The sequence below is a fragment of the Lysinibacillus sp. GW821-FHT14F06 genome, assembly GCF_058803665.1.
This window is the reverse complement of the sequence record NZ_JBXAPF010000046.1, coordinates 21,281-36,908: the sequence shown is the minus strand read 5'-3', so window position 1 is coordinate 36,908 and position 15,628 is coordinate 21,281. Positions and strand designations below refer to the sequence as shown.

The following is a 15,628-nucleotide window of genomic DNA, read 5'->3' as shown; positions in this document are numbered from 1 at the left end:
GGAACGGAAATCACCTTCATTTGACTTAGTAGTATTCACAAAGATTCCCTTGACCATTTAGTTTTTCAACACTATGAAATGTCGATTCCTTAGAGTACAGGAATTCGACTTTTTTAGGTTGAAATTCTCTTAGCATACACAAATTCCAGAATGTTGACGGTTATTCCTATTTAGAAAAATAAAAAAGAAAAAAGGGTGGTATAGTGCAATTTAAATTATCTTCCAAAGGGACTTGATTAGCACTAATAATTAGCCAATATGGATTGCATCATTACTACATTTTTGGACATTTATATTCAATCCAAAGGCTGATAGACTTACAGAATACTAGATTAGGAGTGATAACAATGATTGATGTACGCTACAAAATAAGAGAAGTATTAGATATGAGCAAGATCGATGCATTTTTGCAGCATGCTCGTATTGGGCATCTTGGAATGGTTGATGGTCAACAACCTTATGTAGTTCCACTGAATTTTATTTGGTCAAATGGAAATATTTATTTTCATGGTGCTGGTGGTGGGCGACGAAATAAAGTGGTTCAAGAGAATTCAGAGGTCTGTTTTACTGTATGTGAGGAATATGGAACAATCACTAATCCTGTACCAGCCAAAACAGATACTGCTTATATGAGTGTCATGATTTTTGGGGAAGCAAAGCCTGTTGTCAATTTAGATGAAGCTACATATATGCTGCAAGAGATGATTGATAAATATGTGCCTGGTTACTATAAACGCCCATTATCCAAACAACATGTAGAGAAATACCAATCAGCAGTATTCGGTGGTTCTGTACAAGTCTACAGAATTGATCCACAACATATAAGCGCAAAAGAAAATCCAATTGAGGAAGGAAAAATGCACCAAACAGAATAAACAATGTTTCCATCAAAATGGCTATAAGTAAGCATGAAAAAAATAATAATTCAAATAGAAAGGATTTTGCATATGAGATATTTGGAGCAGCAAGACAGGGCGATAAGTAATGCCATCCAGCAAGAGCTTTCACGACAACGTGATAACATCGAGTTGATTGCCTCAGAGAATTTTGTAAGTCAGGCAGTTATGGAGGCTTCTGGTACAATACTTACCAATAAGTACGCAGAGGGGTATCCAGGACGTAGATTTTATGGGGGCTGTGAACACGTAGATATTGTTGAAGAGCGTGCTATTCAGCGTGTTAAAGAACTGTTTGGTGCTGAACATGCGAATGTACAGCCGCACTCTGGAGCACAGGCCAATATGGCAGTCTATTTTGCTTCTGTCAAATCAGGAGATACAATCTTAGGCATGAATTTATCGCATGGAGGGCATCTAACACATGGCAGTCCTGTGAATTTTTCAGGGAAATTCTATAATTTTGTCCCGTATGGTGTAGATAAAGAGACAGGGCGAATTGATTTTGATCATGTCCGAAAACTAGCTCATCAGCATAGACCACGTATGATTGTCGCTGGTGCCAGTGCCTACCCTAGAATGATCGACTTTGAGTTATTCGCTCAAATTGCGAACGAGGTTGGAGCCCTATTCTTTGTAGATATGGCACATATTGCAGGGATTGTTGCAGCTGGTCTGCATCCTAACCCTTTACCACATGCTCATTTTGTGACCACGACAACCCATAAAACGTTACGTGGACCAAGAGGGGGTATTGTTATGTGCCGTAAATCATGGGCACAAGCAATAGATAAAGCGATTTTCCCTGGATTACAGGGCGGTCCTCTTATGCATATCGTCGCCGCAAAAGCAGTTGCGCTGGGAGAGGCACTAAATCCAGATTTTAAGAGATATATCGAGAAGGTACTGGAAAATGCCAAAGTATTAGCTGAAACATTTATGAGTGAGGGATTAACTGTTGTCTCAGGAGGAACAGATAATCATATTATCTTACTGGATTTGCGTACAATTGGGCTTACTGGTAAAGAAGCTGAAGCAATACTCGACGAAGTGGGCATTACAGCAAATAAAAATACCATCCCTCATGATACAGCCAATCCATTAGTAACCAGTGGTATTCGATTTGGTACTCCTGCCATTACAACTAGGGGATTGGGGCCAAAGGAAATGAAAGAAATTGCTCAATTAATTGCACTTGCCCTGAAAAATCCTAAGGACGCAGCAGTTAAAAATCAAGTATTAGATAATGTGAGAGAAATAACATCTCAATTTCCTTTATATGAAGGACTTCATAAATAAAATAGGTTGAGGAATTATAAATGGATATTTCAAATATGCAAAAGTATGTAAGACAATTTAGTGAAGAAAAAGGATTTACGGTCAATACAATTCAAACTAGAATGCTATATTTAGTTACTGAGATTGGAGAGTTAGCTCAGGAAATTTTAAGTATTTCCTTTCATCCAACAGAAGAGAAGATCAAACTAACAAAAGAAAATATTGGTTTGGAGATGTATGACGTAATTTTCAATGTAGTCGATCTCGCCAATCAATTAGATATTGATTTAGAGGATGCATTTCAAAAAAAGATGGAGATCAATAAGTACAGAACTTGGTATAAATAATGCCATACAATCTAAAAGCCACTACCCCTAATCGCACTAGAGGTAGCGGCTATTTTTGATTAGAAACTAAGAGCCGTTTATTAAGGATTTATGGATTGTCAGAAAATATATTTATGGATGTTTTTATACAATCCATAATAAGGTATGCTTAGTGCATTCATTACAAAATAAAAAAAGGAGGAAACAATATGGTTCATTTAGTTGAAGAAAATCTTACAACTGTGAGGAAGCAGATGGAATTAGCTTGCCAAGCTGTAGGTCGTCAGAAAGAAGAGGTCAAATTGTTACTGGCAACAAAAACGGTTCCTCTTGAAAAATTAAATATTGCTATGGAGGCAGGGGAAATGTTGTTTGGTGAGAATAAGGCTCAAGAACTTCGAGACAAATTTCCGCTTATGGAACAACATAACCAAGTAGAATGGCATTTTATCGGGCATTTGCAAACGAATAAAGTCAAATATGTGGTGAAGTATGTGACGCTAATTCATTCTGTAGATCGTTTGAAATTGGGACAGGCATTACATAACCAGCTTGTGAAAGAGAATAAAACGATGGATATTTTAGTACAGGTGAATACATCCCGTGAAACAAGTAAATTTGGTATATCACCAGAATTAGCATTAGAGCTAGTTGAGCAATTATCCCAATTCGAAACATTGAATATAAAGGGGCTAATGACGATTGGAAAATTGAATGCCACCAATAATGAAACTAGGCATTGCTTCCAATTATTAAAGCAACTGCAAACTCAAATTCGTGCAAAAGAAATACCACGTGTAGAGATGGATATTTTATCGATGGGCATGTCTGGAGATTTCACTGTTGCCATTGAGGAGGGCGCTACGATTATAAGAGTGGGGACGAAAGTGTTTGGGCAGCGCTATTTGCCAGATGAATACTATTGGAATGAAAATAAGTTACATGATGATTAGGAGAGGAGGAAAAGTCTATGAACGTAACACAAAATTCATGGCGTGTTCATGATTTGCTATCACCCGCAATAGCTGCTTTTATATCTGTCATTGTCAACTACGGAGGTACTTTTATCCTTGTATTTCAGGCTGCAAAGGTTGCTGGTCTTAGTCCAGAAATGACTGCATCTTGGATATGGTCAATTTCTATCGGGGTTGGGATAACGGGCATATGGTTAAGTTATCGCTACCGTGAACCCATTATTACAGCTTGGTCAACACCTGGTGTGGCATTTCTTGTTTCAGCATTAGCACTTACACCCTATCCAGAAGCGATAGGTGCTTATATGATTTCCGCTATAGGATTTATTATTTTAGGTTTAACGGGAATGTTTGAACGTTTTGTCCAGCTTATTCCGCCAGGTATTGCCTCTGGACTTCTAGCCGGAATATTATTACAGTTTGGTATTTCAGCCTTTGGAGGAGCAAAAGTTGATCCTTTGCTTGTTGTTATTCTTTTTACTACGTATATAATTTTAAGACGATTTACATCTAGATATGCAATCGTGGGTATTTTGCTTACTGGATTAATCTATTTGATAAGCATGGGACAGGTGGATTTTAGTAATATCAAATTAGCCCTTGCAGCTCCAGTATTTGTTGCGCCAGAATTTTCCCTTCATGCCTTATTGGGTGTTGCTTTGCCTCTTTTTATTATTACATTGACTGGTCAATATATGCCAGGGATGCTAGTATTGCGAAATGATGGGTTTAAAACGAGCGCAAATCCAATTTTGATAATAACAGGTTTAGGCTCACTCCTAACAGCACCATTTGGATCTCACGCTTTTAATATAGCAGCTATTACTGCTGCAATTTGTACAGGAAAAGACGCTCACGAAGATTCAGGAAAACGATATATAGCTGGCATCATCTGTGGTATTTTTTATATTATTGTTGGGATTTTTGGCGTCACGTTGGCAGCTTTATTTTTAATTCTCCCTGCCACATTCATTGCTACATTAGCGGGCTTAGCATTGCTTGGTACAATAGGAAGCAGCCTTGCTAATGCTTTGATCAAACCCGAAGGACGCGAAACTGCCCTAATTACATTTTTGGCTACAGCCGCAAATGTCACATTACTTGGAGTAGGAGGTGCGTTCTGGGGACTTGTAGCAGGTTTGGGGGCTCATTTATTGATAAATGGTCAGCTACTAAGGAAGCAACAAAATATGAATAGTATGCAACAAACTAAATAAGAGACTTAACATAGGCAGCCATCTAAAATAAGGTAAGATGACTGCCTTTATTTTTGGTTGGGGCATTAACAAGTATTATAATAATATCTTTGCCAAACGATCAATCCCTTCTTCAATCGCTGCCTCATCTATTTTAGCAAACCCTAATACCCATCCTTTTCGATTACTTTCTAAGCAATATTTGCTAAGCGGATAAACACGGACGCCTTGTTTCAGCGCTAGATTCGTCAGTTCCTCTTCCTCAAATGATTCCTCAGCTTCGAGAAGCATATGAAGGCCCGTCTCAATCCCGCTTAATTTAAAGTGTTTACCTAGACCTGTAGCCATAATGGCCTTTGTCATAGCCTCGTGTCTTCGGCGATAGACATTTCTAACTCTTCTCATATGACGCATAAAATGACCGTGTTCAATAAAATGGGAAAGTGTTAGTTGCTCCATAATTGGAAGATGGCGGTAAGTTAATGCTTGTACCTGCGCAAGCTGGCGAATAGCGTCTTTTGGACCAATAACCGCTGAAATTCGTATACCAGGAGCCACCATTTTGGAAAAACTCATCATATACAATGTATGTTGAGGCTGCTGGCTAAATAAAGTAGGAAGTGGGCCACCACGATACCTAAATTCGCCATCATAATCATCTTCTACAATCCAAAATTGACTTTGAGCAGCCATTTGCAATAATTGCTGCCTGCGAGGTTCTGACAAAATAACGCCGACCGCACACTGATGGGAAGGGGTAACAAAAGTAAGCTTTGATTGCGGATGGATGTGATCAACCTGTAAACCGTACTCATCAACAGGAACAGGAACAACATTCATACGTCGAAATTTCATTGTCATCCATGCTGCCGGAAATCCAGGATCTTCAACAGAAACTGTTTCACCTTCATGTAAAAGTGCCTGAGCAATTAAATCGATACTATGCTGTGCTCCTGAAGTTAAGATAATTTGATCGATATCTACATGAACTCCTCTTTCGAATGTCAAATATCGTTGAATCTGTTCACGCAGGGGTGTAAAACCATATGGATTGCCGTATCCCCAAGTGTCCAAATCTGCAACGGCTGATGCCTGTAAAAAAGATTGTCTCCAAATTTTTCGAAAATGCTCATCTAAATATGGCTCATGGGGGCAAAAATCAATTTCAACATGCTGCTGTTCTGAACCTCTAAACCAATTGTTCAAGTGATCTACAGCTGTGCTTATGTAAGGTAATTCTGGTGTTGGGGGGCCTTGGTGCATATATTCTTCCTGTGCGCCTGCTTTATAGCCCCATTCACTTACTCTTGTTCCACCACGCCAGTTTGTAACAGTATATCCACGGCTGAATAACTCTTCATATACAATTTGGATGGTGGAGCGCGAAACACCAACTAATAAGGCGAGCTCTCGAGTTGGGGGAAGCAGCTCACCTGGTGGCCATTTTCCTGTTGTAATATTATGAATGGCTTGGTCCAGCAATTGCTGCCATATAGGACTCTTATCCTCTCGATTAACTTTTAGCATTTCATTCACTTCCAATCTATAAATTAATATTCTTTATATGGACTGTTGTATAGTATGGAAAAGTTGAGTTAAATACATTCCATAATTTGAATGCTATCATAAATTTATGTTGCTTTGCAATGAAGCTGAAAGTAACTTTTCTATTTCATATGTGTTGATTAACCAAATTCATCCCGCATTTACTTGATACAGTTCCTGATGAAATACGAGTATCTCTTTAAGACCGATGCACCACTCAACAGGCAGGCTGGCACAAAGAAGCTTACCAAGAAAAAAAGACAAAGTACCGAATAAAAAGGTTGAGAAATTATTTTCTCAACCTTTTTATTCGGTGTTTTTTTATTTTCACTCAATATTTTCTACATTTAAACACTTAGTTTCACAGTAATAGCCTTTGCCGCCAACATAAACTTTTTCTATTTTATTCTTGCTATTGGTTGCTAATTTAACTAATATTTCGGAAGGCGAGTGTAAAGAATAACCTTGTTCAAATACATAGACTTCTTTTTGCAAGTAGTGCTGTTCATAAAGGTAGCAAGCTAATGCACCGTTTGAAGTTCCAGTCGCTGCTTCTTCATTGATGTCGTATAGTGGAGCAAAATTTCTGCATATAATTCGATTGTCATTAAACGTATATAGATGCATCCCGACAACATTATAATACTTGCTGATTTCTTTAATTTTTTCAAAATTAGGTTGCAGTGCATGTAATCGTGTTTCGCTTTTTATAGGAATTAAAATATCTTTTAAGCCCGTGGAGACAATTTGAATTGGGTATTTATTGTCTATAGCTTTAATGTCAAAACAGTCGATGAACTCGTTTGGAGATACAACATCATAGAATATCGGTTTGTTTTGTTCCATGAATATGATGTCATCGTTTATGGTAATAGTAAGAACACCGCTGTTCGTTTCAATCGTATAGTGATTCCTGAAAAGTTTATTTAAATGCATCAGTATCGCGAAAGAGCCAATTGTGGCATGACCACATAAATCAACTTCTTCTTTTGGTGTAAAATACTCAAATTTATAATCAGCAATTTCAGATTCTGATATAAATGCGGTTTCCGCATAGCCCAGTTGTTTGGCTATTGCCATTTTTTGAGTAGTGGTCAATGTATTCTCAATAAATACCACTCCTGCTTTATTTCCGCCTTTATGATCCTTGCTAAATGCACTTGCAACATAAACGGATATTTTCATAAGACACCTTCTTTCCTCACTTATAGTAAATTGTAGCATAGAAAGCACTACGTATAAATGTTGTTGGATAAATTTGCTATAAAGCAAGAGACACACTATTTTTTAGCATCTGAACACTCCAAAAATAGTTTGTCTACAGTCTGAATACCAGCCTTTTCGCGCGATTGTTAAGTAACACAGGTAGAAAAAGATCAAACTTTTTTATAAAACCAAAACTTAAATCTATTGGATAAAAACAAACTTTATTTCAAAATGGATTGTTTTTATTTATCATAAAATGCAGTTTATGAGACATTTTTGTCCAAACTTTATTTTAAAGTTACATCGGGCGCGATTGTTCGTGCGACACGTTGGTAAAAAACTGGTTAATCAACAGACGTGTATCTATTTCTATGTTCATTGATAGCTAATCCACGCATCCATAACTAGAGTCCTTTGAAATTGTGTGTTACTATAAAATACAATAATTTAATCATCTGTTTGGTAATATATTGAAAAATGTTGCGAATAGCTCATCATTAAGTATTGATATTATAAAAAATAGCGATTTTACAGGCAGAAAATGAGTGAAGTATATGTCTTATGAAAACAAAATTCTACAAATGAAAAAAATGCTGGGTAAAAAAACTACGACAACAGTCAAACAAGAGAAGCCTGCCATGTATCAAAAGCCCGAAATCCCTAGCTATACAGAGCGATGGGAAAGAGCTGGGTTGACTGTTGTAGAAAATGATTTTGGTATTGTTTTTAAACGGCAGGTGCATTATCCATTTCATTATCAACATGGTCATTATAAGTTGCAGTCATTTTTCGAGGCACTAGCCAAATGGCAAGAGGCAAATTTTGAGCATCCCTATGCACTAGATATCGATGAACAGGTATTATTTTTTGATACGGAGACGACAGGCTTAAAGGGAGTAGGTACACAAATTTTTCTTCTTGGTTTTTTAGAGGTTTCAGATGGAAGCTTTATTTTAACGCAATATCTACTTGCAGATCCAGCACACGAAGCAGCATTACTTTTTGAGTCTAAGCTTTGGCAAAAAACAGCAACAGTCATTACCTACAATGGTAAAAGCTTTGACTGGCCACAGCTTGAAACACGTTGGACGCTCCACCAAAAAGAACTACCTAAATTACGTTCACAACGACAAATCGATTTGCTGCATAGTTCAAAGCGTTTATGGAAAAATGATATGGAACGGATGAAGTTAAAATCGGTGGAGGAGGAGAAGCTTGGCTTTTCACGCATAGCTGATATTCCGGGTTATCTAGCACCTATTATTTATTTAGATGCTATTAAAAGTGGTATGCCCGATGCACTAATGAAGGTATTGCTTCATAATGAGTGGGATTTACTTTCACTAATTACACTCTATTCTCACTCTATAAACTTGTTGTTTGAGGAGTCGAATGAGGAATCTGCCAATACCATCACCAATATTGGGAAATGGTATGCAGATTTAAAGGAGAGCACTCAAAGTGTGAGGATATTAGAAAAGGTAACAACGCAATTTGATGCACTTGAGGCAGGTCATGCTCAATATTATTTGGCCCTACAGCATAAAAGAAATAAAAAGTTTAACGAGGCTATTGATGCCTTTGTGGCTTCTCTTCATTTCATTGATTCACGAAAAAAGTTGCATGCTTTAGAACAGCTAGCCATAATCTATGAGCATCAGCTAAAAGATTACGTACAGGCCCTTTATTATACGCAAGAAGGCATACAATTAATAAAAAAGGATGAGCATTGGAGAGTAGAACAAAAACAAAAATGGGAAATTTCTTGGGAAAAGAGATTATACAGATTAGGAAATAAGAAATAATTTCCCGGGTAAGCGCATATAACGACAAGTTTAGCCTTACATTTGGTGTTTTCAGACGATATAATGTGGTGAAGTATGCTATAATGATTTCGTGTATGTAGTGTGAGGAAGGGCGATGTGAATGGACATTAAATTAACGTCAAAAATGATCCTTGAAAAGGAATTTAAGAAAAATTTTAAAGGCTATAATGTAGAAGAAGTCGATTCATTTCTTGATGAAATTATTCAAGATTATGAAACGTTTGAAAAAGTGGTGGCCCAACTACGTGAAGAAAACAGACAGCTTAGAGAAGAAATTGATAGTACTCCTAAGAGACAACCTGTTGCGTCGACAGCTGGTACGACAAACTTTGATATTTTAAAACGTCTTTCGAATTTGGAAAAACATGTATTTGGTAGCAAGTTATACGAATAATTTTTATCATTTACATTGTATTTATTATAAAACTCTAGTATAATGTTTCGTATCATCATGAAATTCGAGTAATCGCTGCGGCGCTAGACGTCGTAGAGGAAAGTCCATGCTCACACGGCTCTGAGACGACCGTAGTGTTCGTGCTTACTGAAAAAATAAGGTAAGGCAGCTGTTAAAGGCTGACGGCGGAAGGAAAACCTAAGTCTTCTTGATATGGTTGAAACTTCCTGAAAGTGCCACAGTGACGAAGCTTGCTTGGAAACTTGCAAGGTGGAACGAGGTAAACCCCACGAGTGAGAAACCCAAATTATGGTAGGGGCACTCTCTAGAAGGAATTGAACGGATAGAGGGACAGAGTTTTGCTCTGTAGATAGATGATTACTACCCGGTTGTACGAGGTGCAAACTGTTTGAGTACTCGGGAACAAAACATGGCTTATGGAATTTATGATGCTTAACTATGAAATAACAAGCGCTCTCCAATTTGGTGGAGAGCTTTTCTTTTGAATTTATCTTGATTCAGCAGTTCATTACTGTGCGAAAGCGAAGCGACAGCAACAAATCATTACTGTGCGAAAGCGAAGCGACAGCAACAAATCATTACTGTGCGAAAGCGAAGCGACAGCAACAAATCTTTACTGTGCGAAAGCGAAGCGACAGCAACATACGACTGAGTGACCAATATCACATTGGCCTAAAGCCCCTGGCGGATGTCACGGATTTTGAAGAGGAGCTTTTCGAGTAAACTCGAAGTAATCTGGACGCAATTACGCTGGGGCGTCATTAATTAAGAACATGGTACTTGTTAATCATGTCTAGACATGCGCGATATATGTTTAAGAATAAGGCAATACATTGTTGGTTATGCCTCTGTCTCAACGCTTCTAAGCAAAACATCTGAAACTGTTATCGCAACGATGTACATATATTTGTCTACAAACTAGTAGACTGGCGCTTAGGCGCTATTCTATAAATGAGGGTAGTTTAGAGAGATAGGATGGAGCGGAAACATGAACGGAGCGAACAATTGGAATAGTCTGGGGAAACTAAATTCGATTTCCAAATATCCCACTGCCTTAATAACTAAAATCTTCGAAAATGTATCTGAAGGCATAATGATTACAGATAAAGATAAAAAAATTGAAATGGTTAATCCTGCATTCGAATTCGTAACAGGCTATAAGCGTGACGAAGTTATTGGAAAGACGCCTGCTGTGTTACAGTCTGGTGTACACGAATTAGATTTTTATCTTGAGATGTGGCAAAAGATACGAGAAGATGGCATTTGGCAGGGAGAAATATGGAATCGTCGGAAAACCGGAGACGTATATCCAGAATGGTTAACAATTATTGGTGTAACCAATGATAAGGGTGAGATTACGAATTACTGTGGTATTTTCACGGATTTATCTGAAAGAAAAATAGTAGAGAATGAACTAGAGAAACGTTTGTTAACGGACTCATTAACGGAAGTATCCAATCGATTTGCTTATATTGAAAGAATGGATGGTCTCCTAGAATCTACTTCTACTATATCTCATTCAGTGCAGCATGCTGTCTATTTTTTAGATTTAGATAGATTCAAGCAAATAAATGATACATTAGGTCATGCCGTTGGCGATACGATTTTAGTAGAAGTGGCAAAGCGTATCAAAACATTGTTAAAAAATAAAGATATCATTGCGAGATATGGTGGCGATGAATTTATTATTACGTTAACAAATGTAAAAAATGTAAAAGAAGCAGCAAAATTTGCTGAGCAAATTATAGGTATAATCGAAAAACCATTAGATATAAATGGTCGGAATGTATTTATCTCTACAAGTGTAGGCGTTAGTATGTATCCAGCAGATGGAGAAACGACAGAGCAATTAATCCATTGTGCAGATAAGGCAATGACTTATTCAAAAAAGAATGGGCTTAACGGCTATTCGTTTTATTTTGAAGAACTACAAACCGATTCTCAGCGCGTGTTATTATTGGATTCAGAACTACGAAGAGCTATTGTAAATCGTGAATTTGACCTTCATTTTCAACCGAAAATATCTGTTAAAAATGAAGAGATTCAAGGCGTAGAGGCACTAGTACGATGGAATAATGAGAGGCTAGGATTTGTATCGCCAGCAGAATTTATTCCATATGCAGAGGAAACAGGTTTAATCATTCCATTAAGCGAAGTCATTATAGAAAAAGCTTGTGAGGCAGTTATTGAAATGCAACAGCATGGACGCAAGTCACCTATTGCTATTAATATATCAAGTATTCACTTTAAACAACAAAACTTTTTAGAATCGATTCAAGCGATATTAGAGCGTTACAATATGCCTGCTAACAATTTTGAAATAGAAGTGACAGAACGTACGGTTATGAACAGTGCAAACGAAACAGTTAGTAAGTTAGTGCGACTCAAAAAAATGGGTTTTAAAATTTCAATTGACGATTTTGGAACAGGCTATTCATCCTTGAGTTATTTAGTTCGATTCCCGCTTGATTGTTTGAAAATTGATCGCAGCTTTATTCAACATATTGCTTCGCTCGATGAAAAACAGGCTGTAGTGGATGCGATTATCCAAATGTCACACCGCCTAAAAATGAAAGTTGTTGCAGAAGGTGTAGAACAGGCACAACAAGTGGATATACTACGTAAAATGAACTGTGATATTATTCAAGGCTACTATTACAGTAAACCATTACCATTAAATGAGCTTATTGAATTTATGGAGTATTGGGAAATTGAGCATCAAGGAAGGAATTAGCATATGGCAAATTATAAATTAGTAGCAACGGCTGCGATGGGCTTAGAGGCAATTGTAGCACAAGAGGTAAAGACACTTGGCTATGAGACAACAGTAGATAATGGAAAAGTCTATTTTGAAGGTGATGAAAAGGCCATTGCACGAACAAACTTGTGGCTGCGTGTGGCAGACCGTGTAAAAATAGTTGTGGGCCAATTTCCTGCCACATCTTTTGAGCAATTGTTTGAAAGTGTAAAAGCTTTACCTTGGGAAAAATACCTGCCAGTAGATGCAGCTTTCCCGGTATCAGGAAAATCTGTAAAATCAAAATTATTTAGTGTACCAGATTGCCAGGCAATTACAAAAAAAGCCATTGTAGAGCGTATGAAGCAGCACTATAAGCGTTTAGGGTTTTTGGACGAATCAGGCGCTACCTATAAAATTGAAGTTTCAATTTTAAAAGATATGGCTACACTTACTATTGATACATCAGGCGCAGGTCTACATAAGCGTGGCTACCGTCAAGCGCAAGGTGAGGCGCCATTAAAAGAAACATTAGCGGCTGCTCTTGTGCAAATTTCAAAATGGAATCCGAATCGACCATTCGTTGACCCATTTTGTGGTTCCGGCACAATTACTCTAGAGGCTGCAATGCTTGGACAAAATATTGCACCAGGCTATAACCGTGAATTTATTTCAGAGGCTTGGCCGTGGATGAAAGCGAAAATCTGGGACGAAGTAAGAGATGAAGCAGACAGCTTAGCAAATTATGATCAACCAATAGAAATTTTCGGGTCTGATATTGATCATCGTATGGTGAGTATTGCCCAAGAAAATGCATTAGAGGCAGGCTTTGGTGAAATGATTACGTTTAAGCAAATGCAAGCTCGTGATTTTACAACACAGCTAACAGATGGTGTCATGATTGGCAATCCACCATATGGTGAACGTATTGGTGATGTTGAAGTTGTAGAGCAGGTGATTCGCGACTTGGGAACAATTATGAAGAACTATCCAAGCTGGTCTGTGTATATGTTGTCCTCCATGAAAAACTTTGAGGAATTGTATGGTCGTCAAGCGACGAAGAAACGTAAATTATTCAATGGTTTCATTGAAACGAATTATTATCAATTCTGGGGACAAAAGTCTAAAAGAGATTAAACACTGATAACGGAAGATAAGATTTTTTTCTTATCTTCCGTTTCGTCGCGTATAATAGGACCAGATAGTTAGAGGGGGAACGTCAATTGCGTAAATCTTTACCTTTTGTATTAACAAAAGATCGTTCGTTTTTTGAGTCATTAGGTGACTGGATGGGCGATGTACTTTATGATGAATTACCTGAAAAAGGCTTTGAATGCCGTGATGAGCAAATTTTTATGGCTTATCAAATAGAGCAGGCTTTAAAAGAAAAAAATGTGCTTTTTGCTGAGGCAGGTGTAGGTACTGGGAAAACGATAGCTTATCTCCTGCCAGCTGTATCCTATGCACGTTATACAGGTAAACCAGCTCTTATTGCCTGTGCGGATGAAACATTAATCGACCAGCTAGTAAAAGAGGGCGGAGATATTTATAAGTTACAGAAAACATTAGGGCTTGACATTGATGTACGCTTAGCAAAATCTAGAGATCAATATTTATGCCTCAAGCGCTTTGAAGAAGCTGAAAAAGTAGAGACTGATGAATGGATTGATGATATCGCGTTTTCTATACCTGATGGTGTATATGCACAGGGATCAATGATTGCCATTCAACCGTATGGGGAACGTAGTGATTATCCAACAGTCAGTGATGAAGATTGGCATAAGGTGAACTATAACACCATTATGCAGTGCTCCGTATGTGATCAACGTAATCGATGTGGTCAAACATTACATCGTGCTCATTATCGTAAATCCACGGATCTTATTATATGTTCACAGGATTTCCTGATGGAGCATTTGGCAACTAAGGAATCCCGTGAGCGTGAAGGGCAATTGGCGCTATTACCAGAAGTATCTATGATTGTGCTAGATGAGGGTCATCTATTAGAATATGCTGCACAAAAAGCAATGACGTATAAAGTGCAGGCGACAACAATTGTTAAGCTTTTAGAACGTTTAATGGTAGATGGTGTGCGAGAACGGACACTGTATGCGATGGAAAAATTACAAGATGACCATGAGTTGTTTTTCGATCAGCTACGTGATGATTTAGTTGCTTCTAAAGAGGAGCGTAAACGTATTAATAAATCGACCACACTGTTGAAGTATGGAAAACAATTAGTTGACGATGTAGAAACATTACTTGAGGAATTCGTCTTTGAATCTGAAATGTATATGATTCCCGAATACGATTTGAATATGGCTGAGGAATATTTAGAGCAATACCAAGCCTCCTTACGGATTTTCATAGCACAGGGAGACGCTGTTGATTGGTTAGAGGAAACAGACGGGGAAGAAACACTCGTTATCATGCCACGACTTATTACAGAAGTTTTAGCAGAAAAATTATTCTCTAAAAAACTTCCAATTGTTTTTTCATCAGCAACATTGTCTGTTAATAAGGATTTTTCATATATTTCCTATAGTTTAGGAATTCGAGACTATCAATCATTTTCTGTTCCATCGCCTTTTGATTATGAAGAAGTAATGCGAATTTATTTACATGAGCTATCCCAAAAGGAGAAGACATCGCGTGTTCAACAGCTTTTACGTGATGGAGAAAAAACGCTAATTTTATTTAAATCCAAGCAAGCCATGGTAGATTTTAAAGCTGAATTACCACTTATGGAACGGATGTATATGGCCTTTGAAGGAGATCGTGAGCTTTCTGCCATTGTTCGTGATTTCCAGGATGGTACTATCAAAACATTATGCTCCTATCATTTATGGGAGGGGTTAGATTTGCCAGAGGAGGCATTAACACGTGTCATTATTTATGACTTGCCTTTCCCACCGCATGATCCATTATTTGATGCAAAACGTACGTTTGCAGAAAATCCGTATGAAGAGGTAGAATTACCATTTATGCAATTACGTTTACAGCAAGGAATGGGACGCTTAATTCGTACTTCAAACGATCATGGGGATATCCATATTTTGCTAAATGAACAAGAGGTATCTCAGCGTAAAACGTTTGAAAATATCTTAGCTGTCACACCAGAAATAAAGTAAAAAAAAGCGGGTTTGCCTTAGGTGCAGGCCTGTTTTTTGTTATATTGAAATAATAAAATTGACGTGAAATGCAGATGGGATTGAAAAAAGTGTTGAAT

At 37.7% G+C, this 15,628-nt stretch carries 12 protein-coding genes and 1 other RNA gene; 11 read left to right on the top strand and 2 right to left on the bottom strand.

Annotated elements, in window-relative coordinates:
- Positions 1–347 precede the first annotated feature (347 nt).
- From AC1RNS_RS24735 to AC1RNS_RS24715, 5 genes are all read left to right on the top strand, one after another.
- Positions 348–875, top strand: coding sequence for a pyridoxamine 5'-phosphate oxidase family protein (locus AC1RNS_RS24735; RefSeq protein WP_492996491.1), 528 nt, complete (start codon positions 348–350; stop codon positions 873–875).
- A 72-nt stretch (positions 876–947) separates the two neighbouring features.
- Positions 948–2,195, top strand: a complete 1,248-nt coding sequence (gene glyA / locus AC1RNS_RS24730) for a serine hydroxymethyltransferase (protein WP_492996490.1) — start codon at positions 948–950, stop codon at positions 2,193–2,195.
- Positions 2,196–2,215: 20 nt separating this feature from the next.
- A complete protein-coding gene (locus tag AC1RNS_RS24725) occupies positions 2,216–2,521 on the top strand; it encodes a MazG nucleotide pyrophosphohydrolase domain-containing protein (RefSeq protein WP_492996489.1) in 306 nt (101 codons plus the stop codon).
- 188 nt (positions 2,522–2,709) lie between these two features.
- Positions 2,710–3,453, top strand: coding sequence for a YggS family pyridoxal phosphate-dependent enzyme (locus tag AC1RNS_RS24720; RefSeq protein ID WP_492996488.1), 744 nt, complete (start codon positions 2,710–2,712; stop codon positions 3,451–3,453).
- Positions 3,454–3,470: 17 nt separating this feature from the next.
- Positions 3,471–4,691 carry a benzoate/H(+) symporter BenE family transporter gene (locus AC1RNS_RS24715; protein WP_492996487.1) on the top strand — a complete coding sequence of 407 codons (1,221 nt, stop codon included), beginning with the start codon at positions 3,471–3,473 and terminating at the stop codon, positions 4,689–4,691.
- Positions 4,692–4,766: 75 nt separating this feature from the next.
- Here the strand turns inward: AC1RNS_RS24715 and pdxR are convergent, their stop codons facing one another.
- Both pdxR and AC1RNS_RS24705 read right to left on the bottom strand, forming a co-directional pair.
- Complete coding sequence (pdxR, locus tag AC1RNS_RS24710) at positions 4,767–6,197, bottom strand: MocR-like pyridoxine biosynthesis transcription factor PdxR (RefSeq protein WP_492996486.1); 1,431 nt, start codon at positions 6,195–6,197, stop codon at positions 4,767–4,769.
- Positions 6,198–6,542: 345 nt separating this feature from the next.
- A complete protein-coding gene (locus AC1RNS_RS24705) occupies positions 6,543–7,400 on the bottom strand; it encodes a PhzF family phenazine biosynthesis protein (protein WP_492996485.1) in 858 nt (285 codons plus the stop codon).
- Positions 7,401–7,975: 575 nt separating this feature from the next.
- Here AC1RNS_RS24705 and AC1RNS_RS24700 point away from each other — a divergent pair.
- The 6 genes from AC1RNS_RS24700 to AC1RNS_RS24675 all read left to right on the top strand — a co-directional run bounded on the left by AC1RNS_RS24700 (position 7,976) and on the right by AC1RNS_RS24675 (position 15,530).
- Positions 7,976–9,226 carry a ribonuclease H-like domain-containing protein gene (locus AC1RNS_RS24700; protein ID WP_492996484.1) on the top strand — a complete coding sequence of 417 codons (1,251 nt, stop codon included), beginning with the start codon at positions 7,976–7,978 and terminating at the stop codon, positions 9,224–9,226.
- A 121-nt stretch (positions 9,227–9,347) separates the two neighbouring features.
- A complete protein-coding gene (gene gpsB / locus AC1RNS_RS24695; protein ID WP_054770397.1) occupies positions 9,348–9,641 on the top strand; it encodes a cell division regulator GpsB in 294 nt (97 codons plus the stop codon).
- 60 nt (positions 9,642–9,701) lie between these two features.
- An RNA gene (gene rnpB / locus AC1RNS_RS24690) (RNase P RNA component class B) lies at positions 9,702–10,084 on the top strand.
- 566 nt (positions 10,085–10,650) lie between these two features.
- Entirely contained in the window at positions 10,651–12,396 is a 1,746-nt protein-coding gene (locus AC1RNS_RS24685) for a putative bifunctional diguanylate cyclase/phosphodiesterase (protein ID WP_492996483.1), read from the top strand.
- Between the two features lie 3 nt (positions 12,397–12,399).
- Complete coding sequence (locus AC1RNS_RS24680; RefSeq protein ID WP_492996482.1) at positions 12,400–13,536, top strand: THUMP domain-containing class I SAM-dependent RNA methyltransferase; 1,137 nt, start codon at positions 12,400–12,402, stop codon at positions 13,534–13,536.
- A gap of 86 nt (positions 13,537–13,622) precedes the next feature.
- Positions 13,623–15,530: an ATP-dependent DNA helicase gene (locus AC1RNS_RS24675; protein ID WP_492996481.1), complete on the top strand. Its 1,908-nt coding sequence runs from the start codon at positions 13,623–13,625 to the stop codon at positions 15,528–15,530.
- Positions 15,531–15,628 lie beyond the last annotated feature (98 nt).

Bases quoted from the DNA above. Each gene is read 5' to 3' on its own strand.
- AC1RNS_RS24735 (WP_492996491.1), top strand. From the start codon at position 348: ATGATTGATGTACGCTACAAAATAAGAGAAGTATTAGATATGAGCAAG.
- glyA (WP_492996490.1), top strand. From the start codon at position 948: ATGAGATATTTGGAGCAGCAAGACAGGGCGATAAGTAATGCCATCCAG.
- AC1RNS_RS24725 (WP_492996489.1), top strand. From the start codon at position 2,216: ATGGATATTTCAAATATGCAAAAGTATGTAAGACAATTTAGTGAAGAA.
- AC1RNS_RS24720 (WP_492996488.1), top strand. From the start codon at position 2,710: ATGGTTCATTTAGTTGAAGAAAATCTTACAACTGTGAGGAAGCAGATG.
- AC1RNS_RS24715 (WP_492996487.1), top strand. From the start codon at position 3,471: ATGAACGTAACACAAAATTCATGGCGTGTTCATGATTTGCTATCACCC.
- pdxR (WP_492996486.1), bottom strand. From the start codon at position 6,197: ATGCTAAAAGTTAATCGAGAGGATAAGAGTCCTATATGGCAGCAATTG.
- AC1RNS_RS24705 (WP_492996485.1), bottom strand. From the start codon at position 7,400: ATGAAAATATCCGTTTATGTTGCAAGTGCATTTAGCAAGGATCATAAA.
- AC1RNS_RS24700 (WP_492996484.1), top strand. From the start codon at position 7,976: ATGTCTTATGAAAACAAAATTCTACAAATGAAAAAAATGCTGGGTAAA.
- gpsB (WP_054770397.1), top strand. From the start codon at position 9,348: ATGGACATTAAATTAACGTCAAAAATGATCCTTGAAAAGGAATTTAAG.
- AC1RNS_RS24685 (WP_492996483.1), top strand. From the start codon at position 10,651: ATGAACGGAGCGAACAATTGGAATAGTCTGGGGAAACTAAATTCGATT.
- AC1RNS_RS24680 (WP_492996482.1), top strand. From the start codon at position 12,400: ATGGCAAATTATAAATTAGTAGCAACGGCTGCGATGGGCTTAGAGGCA.